The sequence below is a fragment of the Methylorubrum extorquens genome, from assembly GCF_024169925.1.
GTDB classification, from domain to species: domain Bacteria; phylum Pseudomonadota; class Alphaproteobacteria; order Rhizobiales; family Beijerinckiaceae; genus Methylobacterium; species Methylobacterium extorquens_A.
The window spans coordinates 13,770-28,890 of the sequence record NZ_JALJXF010000003.1 but is presented as its reverse complement, the minus strand read 5'-3'; the positions used below and the strand labels follow the sequence as shown (position 1 = coordinate 28,890).

16 protein-coding genes are annotated in these 15,121 nt (G+C 66.6%); 7 read left to right on the top strand and 9 right to left on the bottom strand.

The annotated features are described in order from the left end of the window. Positions 1-281: 281 nt before the first annotated feature. The 9 genes from J2W78_RS24530 to J2W78_RS24490 form a co-directional block, all read right to left on the bottom strand. Complete coding sequence (locus J2W78_RS24530) at positions 282-554, bottom strand: hypothetical protein (RefSeq protein ID WP_253374293.1); 273 nt, start codon at positions 552-554, stop codon at positions 282-284. Next, complete coding sequence (locus J2W78_RS24525) at positions 532-750, bottom strand: hypothetical protein (RefSeq protein ID WP_253374292.1); 219 nt, start codon at positions 748-750, stop codon at positions 532-534. The genes J2W78_RS24530 and J2W78_RS24525 overlap by 23 nt, the downstream gene beginning before the upstream one ends. Before the next feature lie 13 nt (positions 751-763). Continuing rightward, complete coding sequence (locus J2W78_RS24520) at positions 764-1,009, bottom strand: hypothetical protein (protein WP_253374291.1); 246 nt, start codon at positions 1,007-1,009, stop codon at positions 764-766. A 282-nt stretch (positions 1,010-1,291) separates the two neighbouring features. Then, positions 1,292-2,554 (bottom strand): AAA family ATPase, encoded by a 1,263-nt coding sequence (locus tag J2W78_RS24515; protein WP_253374290.1) that lies wholly within the window; start codon positions 2,552-2,554, stop codon positions 1,292-1,294. After that, the gene (locus J2W78_RS24880) at positions 2,551-3,483 is read right to left on the bottom strand and encodes a DUF7146 domain-containing protein (RefSeq protein WP_253374289.1); all 933 of its coding nucleotides are present in this window, start codon (positions 3,481-3,483) and stop codon (positions 2,551-2,553) included. Before J2W78_RS24880 ends, J2W78_RS24515 begins: the two co-directional genes overlap by 4 nt. Before the next feature lie 14 nt (positions 3,484-3,497). After that, entirely contained in the window at positions 3,498-3,863 is a 366-nt protein-coding gene (locus J2W78_RS24505) for a hypothetical protein (RefSeq protein ID WP_253374288.1), read from the bottom strand. Beyond that, entirely contained in the window at positions 3,860-4,123 is a 264-nt protein-coding gene (locus J2W78_RS24500) for a hypothetical protein (protein ID WP_253374287.1), read from the bottom strand. The genes J2W78_RS24505 and J2W78_RS24500 overlap by 4 nt, the downstream gene beginning before the upstream one ends. Next, complete coding sequence (locus J2W78_RS24495) at positions 4,120-4,341, bottom strand: hypothetical protein (protein ID WP_253374286.1); 222 nt, start codon at positions 4,339-4,341, stop codon at positions 4,120-4,122. The genes J2W78_RS24500 and J2W78_RS24495 overlap by 4 nt, the downstream gene beginning before the upstream one ends. A 276-nt stretch (positions 4,342-4,617) precedes the next feature. Continuing rightward, a complete protein-coding gene (locus J2W78_RS24490; RefSeq protein ID WP_253374285.1) occupies positions 4,618-4,830 on the bottom strand; it encodes a hypothetical protein in 213 nt (70 codons plus the stop codon). A 173-nt stretch (positions 4,831-5,003) separates the two neighbouring features. Here J2W78_RS24490 and J2W78_RS24485 point away from each other — a divergent pair, with 173 nt between their 5' ends. From J2W78_RS24485 to J2W78_RS24455, 7 genes are all read left to right on the top strand, one after another. Then, a complete protein-coding gene (locus J2W78_RS24485) occupies positions 5,004-5,543 on the top strand; it encodes a hypothetical protein (protein WP_253374284.1) in 540 nt (179 codons plus the stop codon). 386 nt (positions 5,544-5,929) lie between these two features. Beyond that, entirely contained in the window at positions 5,930-6,154 is a 225-nt protein-coding gene (locus tag J2W78_RS24480) for a hypothetical protein (protein WP_253374283.1), read from the top strand. 2 nt (positions 6,155-6,156) lie between these two features. Beyond that, positions 6,157-7,740 carry a hypothetical protein gene (locus J2W78_RS24475; RefSeq protein ID WP_253374282.1) on the top strand — a complete coding sequence of 528 codons (1,584 nt, stop codon included), beginning with the start codon at positions 6,157-6,159 and terminating at the stop codon, positions 7,738-7,740. A 9-nt stretch (positions 7,741-7,749) separates the two neighbouring features. Continuing rightward, on the top strand, positions 7,750-8,352 hold the full coding sequence (locus J2W78_RS24470) for a hypothetical protein (protein WP_253374281.1): 603 nt from the start codon (positions 7,750-7,752) through the stop codon (positions 8,350-8,352). 3 nt (positions 8,353-8,355) lie between these two features. After that, positions 8,356-9,240 (top strand): hypothetical protein, encoded by an 885-nt coding sequence (locus J2W78_RS24465; RefSeq protein WP_253374280.1) that lies wholly within the window; start codon positions 8,356-8,358, stop codon positions 9,238-9,240. Positions 9,241-9,248: 8 nt separating this feature from the next. Then, on the top strand, positions 9,249-11,612 hold the full coding sequence (locus J2W78_RS24460) for a hypothetical protein (protein ID WP_253374279.1): 2,364 nt from the start codon (positions 9,249-9,251) through the stop codon (positions 11,610-11,612). Positions 11,613-11,878: 266 nt separating this feature from the next. After that, positions 11,879-15,121 carry a hypothetical protein gene (locus J2W78_RS24455; protein WP_253374278.1) on the top strand — a complete coding sequence of 1,081 codons (3,243 nt, stop codon included), beginning with the start codon at positions 11,879-11,881 and terminating at the stop codon, positions 15,119-15,121.

Here is a 15,121-nt window from a genome sequence, read left to right as displayed (position 1 = left end):
TCTCTCGAGAATTCGAGACGGATACGAGACCGGACGGGGCTTGAGATCAACGTTCAGCGCCATTCAGAACAACGGCCGGAACAGCGGTGGCGGTCGCATATCCAGGTGATGGATAGGAGAGGCCCGACACGTTTTATAACCTGTCGAAAACGAGGGTGGGCGCGGTTTTAAACGCGGGGAAACCGCGGGCTCGGCGATCAGGCTATCCGTTTCCTAACGGTCGAAAACGTCCGGTTCTTACCGGCGGATAGCGGGCCGCTTTGATTTTTAATCAACGGATTTCAAACGGCAGGAGGCGCCAACCCGGCCCATGCCTGTGCGACGATCTCCCGGCGGTCTTGGGCCGTGAGGGGCGCGAGGGCGGCGACGCGATCCCGCACCGTGTCGAGCGCTTCGGGGCCGGCGGTCTCGACTAGGCCCCGGCCGTGGCGGGTGATGGCGGCGCGGTAGGCTGCGACGGCTCCGGCCGCCGGGTTGCCCTCGATCGCGCAGAGCAGGGCGTCGATGGCCTTCGTGGTCGCCTCGACCGGCTCAAGCGTGCTGTGCGTCGGCATGGTGCGGCACTCCTGCGGGCTGGTGGGTGGTGTCGGCTTTCAGGCCCTCGGCAAGTCCGCGAAGGGCGGCAACGGCTGCCTGCTGGCGCAGCTCGCCCGCGTCGTCTCGGAGTTCGAGGGACAGGGCGGCGACGAGCGCCCATTCAGCGGCTTGGCGCAGGCCAGCGCGGTAGGCGGCGAGTTCGCGAGGCGTCATGTGGCGGCGGTTCTCAAGCGGATCGGTGGATGCGGGCGAAGGACGCGAGGACTTGGCGACGGTCCAAGGCGGTTAGGGCCTCGATCTGAGCGAGGGCGGCCGGGAGGCGCGACACGTCGCGTTCGGCGCGTTGCAACTCGTCGGCGAGACGGTCGCCGCGCGGGCCGGCGCACAGGTGGGTGATGGCACGAAGGGCACGTAGGCGGGCCAGCCGCTCGGCGTTGTCGATGCCGTCAGCGAACGGCCCCCAGCGATCCATGGCGGCAATCATTGGAGCCCCCGCACCGGGGCCGTTTCGACCCCGTTTTGAGCCTGAAAATCGGAGTTTTTGGCCCCGTTCCGCACTTTCCAGGTGGCGCAACTTGTCTGAGTGGCGCGCAGGTGACGCATTCCGCTCTGCGCCACTTGAAAAAACGAGGTGTCGCAGGGTGGCGCAGGTGCCGCAAAGTGCGGGGTTTGCGCCACTGCGCCACTTGCGCCACCCCCCTTTAGGGGGGCGCAGGTGGTGGCGCACATCCGCACCACTTCACGGAAGGGGGTCTCAATCACTGGCAATCTCCCCCACTTCTACGAAGGATCGTGGCTTGCGGTGCTCGTCCAGTCCCTTGGTGACGACGAACATTTTGTTGCCGATCCAGATCTTGAGCAGGCGGATAACTTTCGACCTGTCCGGCTTCTTCGATAGGTCGAGCTTGAGCGCCTGAGCGATTGGGATGCCGACCCAATCCCGACACTGCGAGTTCTCGCGCCACTGGCCGCCTGCGCTGACGGCTGCTTGCGCTGCCCTGAGATCGGCAGTCTGAACGCCGTCGAGCGGATCGGGCCACGTCCAGCCCGTAACCACGCCGATGTGGTCGCCGTCGCTGTTGAGGGGGCCATTGCCGAGCGCGACCGACTCCATCTTGAACCACGTCGAACCCTCCGGCGGCGGCGCGAGGTTCGCCTTGCCGTTGTCCACCCTGAAATGAGAGCGGCGGTTCTGGACGCCTGCACTTTCCGCCTCGTCCTTCGTCATACCGTTGAGGGTGCGGGCAGACCGCGCGGCCGAAAGCAGGGCCACGGCGCCCCGGCTGTCCTCGATCGTCACCTCGGCGCCGTTGGTCTTGCGGGCGTGGTGGATCAGCTCGACGGCACAGTTTGTTTCTTCGGCGATCCGCGCCCAAGTCTTCGCAACCCGGTCAATGGCGCCGTTGTCGTTCTCCGAGACGCGGTGCGAGGACACGAACGGGTCGATGATGACCACGTCAATCCGGTTCTCGCGGATCGTCTCCTTGACGGCCTCGACCACGGGCGCGGCCACCATCACGCCGTCGCGGCTCTGTTCGGCGATCACAATTTCCGTGTCTCGGCCTGAGTTGATGAACAGCCGCTCGCCGATGTCATCGGGTCTAAGGTCGTAGTGCAGAGCCACGGCCATGACGCGGCGTTGCAACTCGTCGGCGGGGTCTTCGCCGTTCCAGTACCAGACCCGTAGGGGCTCGGTCGGGCGTTCGCCGAGCAAGTCTTTACCGCTGACCATGGCGACGGCTTCGACTAGGGCGAGCGACGACTTGCCGAGGCCGCCGGGGGCGACGGTCGTGCTGACATACCGCCGGATCAGGTGCCGGCCGTAGACCCACTCACGAGGCGGGATCTTCGCCGGCTCGCACCATTTGAACGCTTTCGCTTTGATCTGCGGCGGCGCCTGGGCCGGCGCGGTGCCGCCGTCGGGTGACGGGTAGCGCTCGGGCTCCTCGTCCTCCAACAGGGGGGCGAACGGGCGGCTGTCGAAGTAGGCGGAAGCTTCGTGGGGGTTGAAGCTCATGCTGCGGCGCCTCCCGCTTGGATCGCGTCGTTTAGGTCTCCGCGCACGCGGGGCACGATGATTTCGACGGTGCGCTCGGCACGGTGCCAGCGGGTGCCGACTTCGCGGCAAGCGCTCTCGCTGGCGCCGCTGTCTCCGGTCTCGCCCAACACGGTTAGGCCCTCCACGCCCGGCAGGACGGGGAAAGTCCGGATCGCATCAACACTGCCGAGCGCCCACACGGGGCGGATGCCGAGTTGCCGTGCGCTTAGGCTGCTCTCGATGCCCTCGCCGATCGCCAGCCCAAGGCTGACGGCCTCGCACGGGTCCAGCATGATCGCGGCCCCGGCCGCGATGCCGAGCATCTTACGGCCGACCTTGCGCCCGTCCGTGGTCAGGCCCGTGCGGTGGATGCCGGTGATTTCGCCTGTCTCGATGTTGACGAAGGGCGCGACCATAGCCGGCAGGAAGTTTTCGCCCCACGGACAGCGTGCGGCAAAACGGATAGCCTCTCCGGCGATGTCGTCGGGGAGTTCGAGGCCGCGAGATCTCAGGTAGTCGGCGACGATGGTGTCGCGCGGGTCGCTCGCCGCATTCCAGATCCGGAGAGCGCTGCGCTGGCGCCGAGCGTTCTCTATGGCTTCTTGGCGCTCGGCCTCGGCACGAGCCTCGCGGCGGCGGCGCTCCCTGTCTGGATCGTAGGCGCGGCGCTCCTTCTCCTCGCGCCAGTGATCCAGGGGCAGCCCAAGGGCCTGCGCAACGTGCTCTTCGCAGTCGCGCCAATCATCACCGCAATACGAGTGAACAACGAACCCCTTGGGTGACGACGTTGCCAGCCTCACGGACAGGCTGCGGTCTTTCCGGCTATGGCCGGGGCCGGGACACAGGGCTTGGTTGCCGTTGACCTTGCCGCCCAAAGCGCGGGCGATTTCGGAGAGGGTAAGGGCCACCGTGCGGAGCCTCCTCACGCATCGTTTCGGCGGGGCAGGGGCGTTAGTCCCTGCGGGCGATTGCGTTCGGCAGCCCATGCGATGAGCTGCGCGTCGTCCTGGCGGAAAAGGAGGGCGAAGGCGCCGCGGGCCTCGCGCTCGGTCATGTCGCAATCAGCGCCCTCGGCGAGCACTCCGATTGCGAATTGCAATGCGCCACGGCTCAGAAGCATCACACCGACGTGCGCGCGGTAGCCATCGGGAATTGCAGCGGTAAGACGGCCCTCGCGGCTGGCGGTCTCGATCTCACTGCGGGCTGCCACGCGGACGCGATGCCGACGATCCGTGAACCGCTGGAAGAACCGGCGATCCGCTTCGGCGGGTGTGAGGACGCGGCTCATGCGGCGCCCCCTGTCGAGATGTCGGAGAGTGACCGCGCGTTGATCTGCTGGGCGATCCGGCGAGCGCACTCCATCGCCTCGCCGTGGTCCTCGAACTCGCCGTGGACACCGGCAGACCCGCCGCTCGGGCTCTCGTCGTAGACGACGAAGCCGCCGCCCTCGCCGTCGATCACGAGCACGTCGCCACCGATCGGCGCGAGGGGCGTCGGCCGGTGCGGGCGCACGTTCTTGCGAGGGAAGGTGAGAACACTGCCGCTCATGCCGCGCGCTCCCCCTGCTGCTGGCGGGAGGGGCGAAGGTGGCCGCTCAGTTCAGCCGCCGAGAGGAGCGCGGCGCTGGCGCACCGAAGCTCAAAGGCGAGGCCCCGGTCGCACTCCGCATCGGCGTGAACCATGGCGGCGTTGGCATGGGCGGCGACACGGGCGCAGACTGCCGCGATCTCGCCGCGGATCATGCTGAGATCTGGGGCGCCGCTCATTGGCGCGCGCTCCAGTGTTCGGGAACTGCGTAGACCATCGCCGCAACGAGCGCGGCAGTCTCGGGCGTGAGACCGTAGCGGCTGCGGAGACGATTGCTCTGGATTTCGGAGCGGTGAGGCGCTATCTGGAAGGTGTCGCCGTGCAAGCCGACACTTTTTCCAGAGCCCTCGCCGTTTGCCCCGGCGGGGGTTCTGACGTTTCGAGCCATCGCGTTGCGTGGCCTCCATGCTTCGGTGTGGGGATGCCGGCAGGAAAGCCCCGCCGACAGCGTTGCGTCAGGCGGCGGCAGGCTCGCTTTTGATGCCGAGCAGCTTCAGGGCGGCCGGCGCGGGCACTACGACCGCGCGTCCGAGCCGAACCGCGTCCAACTCGTTCCGCTTGATCGCCTGATAGAGCACGTTGCGCGAAAACCCGCTGGCTTCTGCCAAGTCCGGAACCTTGAGCGGCCGACCCTCTCGCGCGCGCTTCACAATGTCAGCGTAGCTCATCCGTCCGGCTCCGATCATTTACCCGTCAATGAAAAACCTACGCCTGTGCGGCAGGTTCCGCAAGTGCTGGGGGTATTCATTTACCTGTTGTTCACCAGAGCCCTTGTCGGCGGTCGGGGCGAGTGATAGGTACGGCAGTGACGGAAGAGACGGCAGGCACAGGAGGTCACAGAATGGCTCATGCGAAGCCTTCCGAAGCTGTTCCGCAGCGGGTGCCCCTTCAGACCCGCGTGTCGCCTACCTTGCGTGACAAGCTGGCCGCGTCCGCAGAAGTCGCCGGCCGGTCGATGGCTCAAGAGCTAGAGCTACGCCTTGAGCGATCCATTGATTTTCCCGAGATGATTAAGGCAACAGTTGATGCCTGCGCCGAAAGAGCATTTGGCGCTACCCATGACTTGCTCTCGCAGCAGGAAGAATTACTGCTAATGCAATGCGGGGGTGACAGCTTATTCACCCTATGGGCGCTCCCGGCCCTTGCTATTCAAGAAGCCGAGCAAAGAAGCGGAAAATCCATTCGCGATGACGAGGATACCCGCCGGGCGGCAGAGCGCGCGGTGCTCGGCGTAATCACCGACGTTTTTCGGAGCCTGCCCGAGTCGTATTCAGCCAGGAAAGCTCGGCTGCGATCTCGTCCGGAGAGCCCGCCCCGTGATGCTTCCGCCCTCGCGCGTCTTGGGGAGGTCTATGGGCCGGGCGTCGAAAAGAAAGATTAGGCAAAATATCCACCCGGTAGAGACTGTGGGTTCCACTGGTACGGGCGGGATATAAGAGCGTAACACAACCCCGGCGCGGGTGTTATCCTCCTGAAGTCATTAGATTTCGGGAGCTTTTCCGTGCGCGCTTCCTGCGATGAAGTCCTGAACGTTCGCCTGCCCTCCGACTTGCGGAAGGATCTCGCGGCCCAGAGCCGCCACACGGGCGTTACCCTGTCCGCAGCAACCCGCGCTGCCTTGGCGATGTGGCTGCGGGCGCCCCGTGCCTCTTCCGATCATGAGCCGCCGCGGCCTGCTGGCCCGGCCTCGGCTCTGTCTGTGGCCGCCTAGACCTGAGGTCCGTGCTCGCTGAGCGACTGAACCCGCGAAAACTAGCAGGCTGTGCAATGGAAAAGAAGATTACCCTTACGAGGCTAGAAAATCCGGCAGTTGGGCTGCTTGGCGATCCCGACTCAATCCTTCCTTCTCGGCCGGATGCTTCGGCGGTCCTGGTCCCTGTCTATGTCGTTCTCGACGGCACGGACGACGGCACCGGCCAGCCCCGGTTCGGGCAGAGCTTCGTCAATCTCGCGGATCTGGCGCGGCTCGCCGCAGACGCGAAGGAGGCGTGATCTTGCCCTCACGTTTCATCACCACGCGCCGGTTGGCGCTCGCTGTGTCGTCTCTGGCGGCTGTCGCGTTTGGGTGCCCGGCGTGGGCGCAGAACACGAGCATTGACGATTACAAGCAGGGAACCATTGGCTTCAAGCGGCAGGGGAATACCCACTATTTTGGAGGTGGCATCCAAGGGACCAGGACGATGGTTCCGCTCGGATATTTCGACGCCAATTCGAAGACGTGGGTTTCCCAGCCCCGCAAGCTGATGACCGGTGAGTTCGGGACGGCCAACCTCGGCTCTGGCTCCACGATTGGACCCGTCCTCGAGACTGACGGCACCGTGACCATGTTCGGGCCGAACAAGCCGGCCAACGGCACGTGGATCACGAATGACAGCAGCTTGAAGTGCGAGCCGATCCTAGGCCCGTTCCACCCGGCGGGCTCTGATCTGACCCGGTGCGGAACGGCCCGCTACATCACCACGACCAAAGATGAGAATGTCGGCGAGTACGGCACTCTCCTCAATATGGAGAGCAACGGGGGCTTTCCGACGCAATGTCAGCGCAGCAAATATTATCCCGAGTTCAGCAATTGCCTGAATGATGGGAAGATGTATAGGGTGAAATACGCCGACAGAGATGCGAACGGCAATATTACCAAAACCTATTACGGAACAACCGCCGCGTCAGGTACAGGCCCTACCGGAACCGATCCGAACTTAGATCAGGTGGACGGCGGTGTAACGTGGCGATACGAGCCGTTTTTCACGCCAAGCAACGGCGGAAAGGTTAACTTTTCCCTGATGAGCTATCAGGGGCCGCAATCCGGCACGATGTGGAACACCGCCATGGCTCACCAGATCGCTGGCGGCGGGCCGAAAAAGACCGCCTTTACGATGGAGCTAGACCTCAACAACTACTGGGGTGATTACGCCACGGACGGGCCCGCAGGCCCTGCGGCGACGGCTCTTCAAATCTTCACAGGCGGTCCCTTCCGCTCTTCGAAGGCTATCGGCATCGGTCAATATGAGTCGCCCGGCGCAGGGCATTCCGCCCTCGTCAACGGCATTGAGTTGTGCTGCGCTTCTCTGATTAGCGACAACACGATTTATGACCTGACCTCCTCGCGCAACGGCTACCTGAACCTCGGCAAACACTCCGGCTCCACGTTCACGGACGGATCGAACTCCGCAATCAGCTTCAACAGCTATGGCGGCGCAGACGTTGGCTTCCGCCACGCCGGCACCTCCGCTGTCGGATTGCAGCTCCAAGGCGCTTACAACTTCTTCCAAGTCCAGGGGCAGGGTTGGACCGTCAATCCGGCCGGTGTCGTTACATCATCGGGGTCAATCGTAAACGGCGACTCGTCCGCTACAGGCACCGCGACTGTCGGCACCGGACTAACCGTCAATACGGGTGCCTTCAAACCGGCAAAGTACACGGTCGCAACCCTCTTCCCGTGTATCGCGGCTACGGACGGAAGCGTAATCTATATTACGGATTTGGCCCAGCCTTCCACCTTCAAGCAGACCGGCTTTACAGGCGGCGGAAACAACAAGTCTCTTGCCGTTTGCAATGGCACATCTTGGGAACTTCACTGAGGACGGCCTATGTCCGACGAATTGACACTCGCCGATATCTTGTCCGAGAGGGAAGCCCCGCCTTCGATAACGTGCGCGCACGACGCGATTGCGGCTCGGCTAAAGCCTCTCCTCGGATCGGCAGATACCTCTCAGCGCTTCGTCTCTCTGGTTGATGACCCTCGCGATTTTGTCGCCGACTTCGTTGCACGCGGGGCGGGGAGATCTGTCGGCATCAACGCGACATGGCTCCGTATCATTGACCGATGGCATGGCCGGGGGCTCCTCGCGGTCGCCCATCCCGGCTATGTCACGTCCGAAGCCGATCTAATCGTGGTCGCGGAACCGGGGATGATGACCCGCCCGGTGATCCAAGACCTTTGCGTGTGGGCGTTTCGCGGCCTCGGGTTTCAGCGTGTCGTTGCCCGGCTTCAGCCCTCCGAAGCGCATCTCGCCGATTACTTGCGCCGGGCCGGCTTCCTCCATGAGGGGACTGCCTTCGATTTCTTCGGGCGCGGCGCCGATGCCTCCCTTTGGGGCATGAGCGTTCATCGCTGCCGCTGGCTGTCGTCCCCTCCTCTGGCAATTCCGACAGCCGACACCTCCCCGCCCTCTAGCCTCGTGAGGCACTGACCCATGGCGCTCTTCGACGCGATTTCCGGCGGGGCCTACAAGACCGCCGCCAAGAACAACGCTCAGGCGATCAGCGCGGGCCTCACGGCCGGCGGCGATGCGCTGACCAACGGCACGAACAACGCCCTGGCGACCCTCGGCACGTTGGGGCAGGGGACGGCTCTCGGTGCCCTCACGCAAGGTTACGGGCAGGCCCGTAACGATGTGACGGCCGGTTACGGTGCCGCGCAGCCGTTCCTCTCCAAGCTCGGGGAGGCTTACGATCCGATGGTGCAGGGCGGGCAGAACGCCTTCAGCGGCTACCTTGATGCGATCGGCGCCAACGGGGCAGAGGGTAACGCTCGGGCGACAGCCAATTTCCAGGCGGGGCCCGGCTATGAGTACGCGAGGGATCAGGCGATCGGCGCCTTGCAGCGCTCGGCGGCGGCGCGCGGCGGGTTGGCCGGCGGCAACCTGACCGCGGATATTCTCAAGACCGTCACCGGTCTCGCGGATCAGAATTGGCAGCAGTACACGACCAACCTGCAGAACGGTGCTGGCTTCCTCAACACCGGCCTTGCGGGGCAGGCGCAGGGGCTTGGCGCGCAGGCGAATGCTGCGATCGGCCAGGGGACGGCCCTCGGTGCCCTCGGGCAGGCATCCGGCCGGGATACGGCCAACCTGTACGGCACCACGGCTGGGCTTCAGAACGAGTTCGGCCAGGGGATCGCCAACTTGTGGAACAACGCTACGGCCGGCACCGTCGCCAACAACAACATGCTCGCCAAGGCCAAGACAGAGGCCAGCGGCAACCTGCTCGGCGGCATCCTCGGCGGCGCCCAAGGCTTCCTCGGTGAGGCCGGGAAGAATGGCGGTGTCTCCAGCTACCTGACCAAATTGTTTGCGTGAGGCCCGCAATGTCGTTCGAGAGCTACCATCAGGCGGGCGCCGGTCTCTTCGGCGCCTACGGCAAGGGCCAGGAAGAGTTCCGGCAGCGGACGGCGCTGGCGAAGCTTGGCGAGCAGCTTCAAGGCGGCGACTACAACAGCGCGGCTCAGACGGCATTCGCCGTAGGCGACACTAGCACTGGCCTCGGCTTGATGAAGCTCGGCTACGAGCGCCAGCGCGACCAGCGTCAGCAGGCCAATGCAGCGGCCCTGTTCGGTGGTGGTGACATGCCTGGATTGGGGGATGCCTCAACGGGCGGGCTGGCGCCTCTCGGCGCTCCCTCTAGGCCCCTGCCGTCCTTCACGGATCGGTCTGGCGATGCGGGCGGCTATCTGGCGAGCCTCGAAAAGCGAGAGAGCAGCGGAAGCGCGACGGCCCGCAACCCCTCCTCGACGGCGACCGGGCTGCACCAGTTCACGGAAAAGACCTGGGCCGGTGTGATGCGCGATCATCCGCAACTTGGGTTGACCCCGAACGGTCGCACAGACCCCGATCAGTCTCGCCGGGCTGTCGCTGCCTTCACGTCCGACAACGAGAAGGCGTTGCAGCGTGCGGGTCTGCCGGTGAACGACGCAACCCGATATGCCGCTCATTTCCTTGGCCGCTCCGGTGGTCCGCGCTTCGTGGCCGGGACTCTACGGAACCCTGACGCGCCTGCGTCATCCTACGCCAACCCGGATCAGGTCCGCGCCAACCGAACGGTGTTCTTCAATCGTGACGGTTCGCCGAAGACGGCCGGTCAGGTAATGGCCGATTTCGACCGTTCGTTTTCGGGTGGTGGCCGTCGGCAGGTTGCCTCTGCGCCGCAGCCTCCGGGGCTTTCCGCGCCGCAGCGCTCCTCCGTCGCCTTCGCGGGCAACGAGGCCGAGACGCAGGCGCTAGAAGCCGAAATGGGGATGGTCCCGCAGGCTCCCCGGCAGGTTGCGGGCTATGACCCCCGCGCCGATCTCCCGGCAGAGGGCGCGTTCCCGGCCGGGTATAGCATCCCCGAGGGCCAGGGCGCCGTCGGTGAGGAGCCGACTGTAGGCGCCGGGTTCTCTCCGGGCTCGCCCTCCGGCATCCTCAACGGCTCTGCTGCTGCTCGATCGGCCCCGGCGATGGGTGCCTCGCCCGCTGGTCGCTCGATGACGCTGCCGCCCGAGGCTGGTGGGCCTCCGGTTCAAGTCGCGCAAGCTGGCGGGGCTCCCGTCGGGCTGTCAGGCGGTGCCCCTGGTCGTGCGGGCTCCGGCGCCGGCAACGATCTGATGAGCCGCCTTTCCAGCATGACGCCGAGCGCTCGCGTCTCTTACCTGCTTCGGATCTCGTCCAGTGACTTGCCGGAGTCGGCGCGCGCGCCTGTCAAGCAACTGCTCGAAAATGCGCTGCGAGAGGCGCAGATACCCGACGGCGCGAAGGAATTTCTCTGGGCTCGTGCCAACGGCATGACGCAAGCCCGCAACCCGGTTGAGTACGCTCGCGAGGCAAAGGGGCCGCAGACTGTGGCGCCGGGCACGTCCGTTCTTGCCCCTGACGGCCGGAGCGTCGCCTTCACCGTGCCGGATCGTGATCGGTCGAAGGTCGGAGACGACATTTCCGCTCGGCGGCAGGCCGCGCTAGACAATGGGCTGCGCCCCGGCACGCAGCAGTTTGATAACTATGTGCTGACCGGCAAGATGCCGAACGAGGAACAGCGGGCTCCGAGCGCCGCCGACCGCAAGGCGATCAACGCGGCCGAGGATGAGCTTCCGTTGATCGACAACACGCTCGACACGCTGAAGCGTGCGCGTGAGTTGAACCGTCGGACCTTCACTGGCTCGTTTTCAAACGAGAGGGCTCAGATCGGGACGCGCCTGCCTGATTGGATGGTGCCGAACTACATCGCCGACCCGCAGGGTTCGAAAGATACTCGCGAGTTTGGTCAGCTCATGTCCATGGAGGCTATCAAGTCGATGTCATCGACCCTCAAGGGGGCGACCACCGACCGCGAGATGTCCCGCTTCATGGAAATCCTGGGCGACCCGACGACGCCGCCCGATACCCGCGAGAAGACGATTGATCGGATGATCAAGCTTGCGGAGCGGCAGAAGCAAATTGCCAGCGACCGCGTGACGGAGATGCGGGCAGGAACCTACTATCAGCCGAGGGGCGGGCAACCGGCCGGCAGTTCGGGTGGCGAAACCCTCGCCCTGCCGCCGCCCTCGCCGTCGAACCGGCCGGGCGCTTCCCGGTCGGCGCCCTCCTCGGCGATCCCGCCAGGGGCTATCGACTACCTGCGAGCCAATCCGGCGCTGCGGGGCGCGTTTGACGCGAAGTATGGCGCTGGCGCTGCGGATAGCGCCCTTGGGGGTCGTTGATGGCAAATCCGTTCGACCAGTTCGACGCCCCGACTTCGGCTTCCTCGGCGCCCGCGCCTCCCGTCGGGAACCCCTTCGATCAGTTCGATGGTCCAGACGGGGGCGCTCCCGGTGCGCTGTCGATCCGCGTCGGCGCCCCATCACGCCCGCCGCAGGAGCCGAACCCGTTCCGGCAAGATCCGAACGGGCCGCGGGCTGTCTCGTTTGACGAGCGGTTTGGCGATGGGCCGACGGCGCGCTCTCCCGACGCTGGCACGCCTGAAGCCATGCGCCCCCTTGCGGAGGGGCTGCGCCGCGAGGCCGACGAAAGGCTCGTCGGGGAGCCGACTGCGGCAACCCCGGCCATTGCGGGGCTCTACCGCTTCGGCAATGCCGTCGGGCTCAACCTCCCTCGCAACGCGGCGGCCGGAATTGCGACCGGCCTGGGCGCGATCGGCGTGCCTGGCTACAGCCCGCGGTCATTCTCGGAGAATTACGAGCGGGCGGCCGAGCAAGAGGAAGCTTTCGCGCGGCAGGCTCCGAAGTCCGCCATTGCGGGCACGGTGGGAGGCATCGTCAGCGGTGCGGTTGCCCTCCCGGCTGTCCGTGTGGCCCAAGGTGCCGGCCTCGGTACGCGCGCCCTGGCGAACGCTGCGACCGGCGCGGGGTACGGTGCTGTTGCCGAGTTCGCGGATAGCAAGGACATCGGCAACACGGCCGGCGCTGCGGCCCTCGGCGGTGCGCTCGGTGCCGGCGGCGGCTACGCAATCGACAAGCTCGCCCCCGTGGTCTCCCGCATGTTCTCGCGCGGCGTGCCGTTCCGCGATCAGACCGGCCAACTGACCGGAGAGGCACAAGCGGCACTGCGCGAGGCAGGGATAGACCCGGCCGGGATCACGCCCGATTTCGCCGCTCGCCTTGAAGCGGCATTTTCGGCCAAGGGTCCGACGGCTGGCGCGGCGCGTGAAGCGCTGGCGGCGGATCAGGGCATTACGCTCTCACGAGGGCAGGCGACGCGCGATCCTCAGGCGCTCGCCCTGGAAAGCGGCGCGCTGAGCGGCCAACGTGGCGGCCGGGCGCAACAGATCGGCGATGACTTCGCGGCCCGGCAGGCTGGTGAGATCGACGCGGCGCGCGGGCGGCTTCAGGCGATGGCGGCGCGCGGTGGTGATACGATCGACAATCCGGCCGTGGCGTTCGAGGCGGTGGCGGATCGGGCCCGGCAGATGGGCGGGCGGTATGCCGACGACGTGAGCCGTGCCGAAAATGCGCAGGGGGAGGCGCTGAGAGCCGTTCGAGGCGACGGGCCTGCCGACGTGCTCGACGGGGCAACTCTGGCCGTGCAGGGCGCTCGGGATGCGGCCGGGCAGGCTCGTGCGGCCTACGGCGCCGCCTATGACGAACTCGACGCGGTGCCGGGCACCTTTGCCCCCGACGCCTTCGCGCGGGCCGGTGAGCGTATCCGCGGGATGCTCGGGCCTGAAACCCCGCTCGCGCCGACCGTCACGCCCGCCGCGTCTCGGGCGCTCGACCTGATCGAAGGCATGGGCCAGCAGCTCGGGCTTCGTCCCGGCGAGGGGCCGACGCTGCAACAGGTGAACTTGATCCGAAAGGGGATCTCGAACCTGTACGGGGCCACGGGGCAGAACGGGACGGATCGGGCGGCCCTCGGCGCCGTGCGCGATGCCTTTGACCGGCACGTGCAGGACATGACCGAAATCGGCTTGTTCCGCTCGGGGCCGGCTCCTCGCGGCCCTGGCTCCCTTGGGGACGATGCAGCCGCAGCGGCTGGGCGTGGTGTCGAGCCGCCCCCGGTCGATGCGATCCCGCTGCCGGCCGCGCGCGAGGGCGAGCCGGAAAGCCTGATCCGCTACCTCGCCCGCAATGGCGGCATCCCGCTTGATGACGAGGCGCGGGCGGCGGACCTCAATCGGCTCTACGTGCCCGGCGCCGGCACGCTCGCCCGGCGCAACGCTTCGACCTGGGATCAAATCCGAGTGCGGTTGGCTGAGCAGGGGTTCTTCCCCGGCGACGAGATGGCGGGGGCATCGCCTCGCGACGTGGCCGACCGGGTGCTCGAAGCGATCCGGTCGGAGCGGCAGGGCCGTCCCCTGGTTCGGATGGCGGACGAAGGCGCGGCCGGCGCTCGCCGCGGCGCCGAACGGGTGATTGATGAAAACGCAGACTTCGCCGCACAGGTGGACCGCGAGGCGCGTCGGCTGGCGATCGACCTTGAAGGCTACGGCATCACGGGCTCGAGCCTCGACCGGGCCGCGTTGCGTGAGGCGGCGGAAGCGCGGGTGCTTGGGCGTTCAGGTGACGATGGGGTTACGGCCTATGACGCTGCGGTCGCTCGTCGGGGCGATGCCGGCGACGCGGTGCCGTTCGATGGACCTTCGCCTGCCGCCCCTGACGTGCCATTCCCCGGCCTCGGCGACGAGGTAGGCCCGGCGGGTGACGCCTTCCCGGCCGGCGACGCAGGGCCAGCGGAGGCGATGCGCAAGGCTCGCGGGCTGTTCCGTGAATACAAGCAGGCGTTCGCCTCTCGCGGCACGGGCGATGTCGCGGGCCAGCGGTTGCAGCGGATCGTTGAGCGGGACGCCTCGCCCAATGAGGCGATGTCGATGCTGTTCGGCTCGACAACGGGCCGGGTCGGCTCGGGCCAGATCCAGACGCTTGCTCGGCTGCGGGATGCCGTCGGCGCCGACAGCGAAACGTGGCGGGCCACACAGCAGGCGCTCATTGCTCGCTATGTCAGCGGTGACGGGCGCGACTTGGGGACGAGGCTCGATTACCTCCTGCGGGGCGATGGGCGGTCGCTGGCGCCGTTCCTCTCGGCAGAGCAGCGCACGGCCCTCGGTCGGCTCCGGGGCGCTGTGGCGCAAACTGAGGCGGCACGGACGGCAGCGCCGTCATGGGTGCGGGATCTTGAGCGGACAGGCTTCGATCCGAACCGCATCGCCTCATCGCTGTTCGGCTCCGGTGTTCCCGGCATTCGAGCCGGCGCGCTCAACGAGGCGAAGGCGGCCAAGGGCCTGCTTGGTGAGAACTCGCCCGAATGGGCCATGCTGCGGCAGGCTGCGGTGCAACGGTTGACCGATCGGAACGCGAGTGCGGCGAAGATGGTCAAGGATCTCGGCGAGTTCACGGGCGGTCGCGGTGCCGGTCTGGCTCGTGAACTGTTCAGCCCGGAGGAAATCGGCCAGATGCGGCGTTTCTCGGCTGCACTACAGGCCACGTTGCGCCCCGACGGCACAGCCCGGCCGAATGCCAGCGCAGCGGCCGGTGCCGCGACAAAGGCCCTTGATCTCCTTGCGGGCATGGTGGCGTTCAAGGTGGCAGGCCCCGGTGCGGGGCTCGCAACCTACGGCGCCAAGGTCGGGCAACGGGCTCTCGTCGGAGGCGTCGGCGCCCGCAACGCGCGGCGGTCGTTCGAGGGCGGGGCACCGCGGATGCGGCCTCCGGCTCCGGTCCTCGATCTGCGCCCGGTCGGAACGGGTTCGGGCCTCGCTGCCGAATACGCGCTCTGA

Excerpts from the sequence above, each read along its gene's own strand:
- J2W78_RS24530 (WP_253374293.1), bottom strand. The coding sequence starts at position 554 with ATGCCGACGCACAGCACGCTTGAGCCGGTCGAGGCGACCACGAAGGCC.
- J2W78_RS24525 (WP_253374292.1), bottom strand. The coding sequence starts at position 750 with ATGACGCCTCGCGAACTCGCCGCCTACCGCGCTGGCCTGCGCCAAGCC.
- J2W78_RS24520 (WP_253374291.1), bottom strand. The coding sequence starts at position 1,009 with ATGGATCGCTGGGGGCCGTTCGCTGACGGCATCGACAACGCCGAGCGG.
- J2W78_RS24515 (WP_253374290.1), bottom strand. The coding sequence starts at position 2,554 with ATGAGCTTCAACCCCCACGAAGCTTCCGCCTACTTCGACAGCCGCCCG.
- J2W78_RS24505 (WP_253374288.1), bottom strand. The coding sequence starts at position 3,863 with ATGAGCCGCGTCCTCACACCCGCCGAAGCGGATCGCCGGTTCTTCCAG.
- J2W78_RS24500 (WP_253374287.1), bottom strand. The coding sequence starts at position 4,123 with ATGAGCGGCAGTGTTCTCACCTTCCCTCGCAAGAACGTGCGCCCGCAC.
- J2W78_RS24495 (WP_253374286.1), bottom strand. The coding sequence starts at position 4,341 with ATGAGCGGCGCCCCAGATCTCAGCATGATCCGCGGCGAGATCGCGGCA.
- J2W78_RS24490 (WP_253374285.1), bottom strand. The coding sequence starts at position 4,830 with ATGAGCTACGCTGACATTGTGAAGCGCGCGCGAGAGGGTCGGCCGCTC.
- J2W78_RS24485 (WP_253374284.1), top strand. The coding sequence starts at position 5,004 with ATGGCTCATGCGAAGCCTTCCGAAGCTGTTCCGCAGCGGGTGCCCCTT.
- J2W78_RS24480 (WP_253374283.1), top strand. The coding sequence starts at position 5,930 with ATGGAAAAGAAGATTACCCTTACGAGGCTAGAAAATCCGGCAGTTGGG.
- J2W78_RS24470 (WP_253374281.1), top strand. The coding sequence starts at position 7,750 with ATGTCCGACGAATTGACACTCGCCGATATCTTGTCCGAGAGGGAAGCC.
- J2W78_RS24465 (WP_253374280.1), top strand. The coding sequence starts at position 8,356 with ATGGCGCTCTTCGACGCGATTTCCGGCGGGGCCTACAAGACCGCCGCC.
- J2W78_RS24460 (WP_253374279.1), top strand. The coding sequence starts at position 9,249 with ATGTCGTTCGAGAGCTACCATCAGGCGGGCGCCGGTCTCTTCGGCGCC.
- J2W78_RS24455 (WP_253374278.1), top strand. The coding sequence starts at position 11,879 with ATGCGCCCCCTTGCGGAGGGGCTGCGCCGCGAGGCCGACGAAAGGCTC.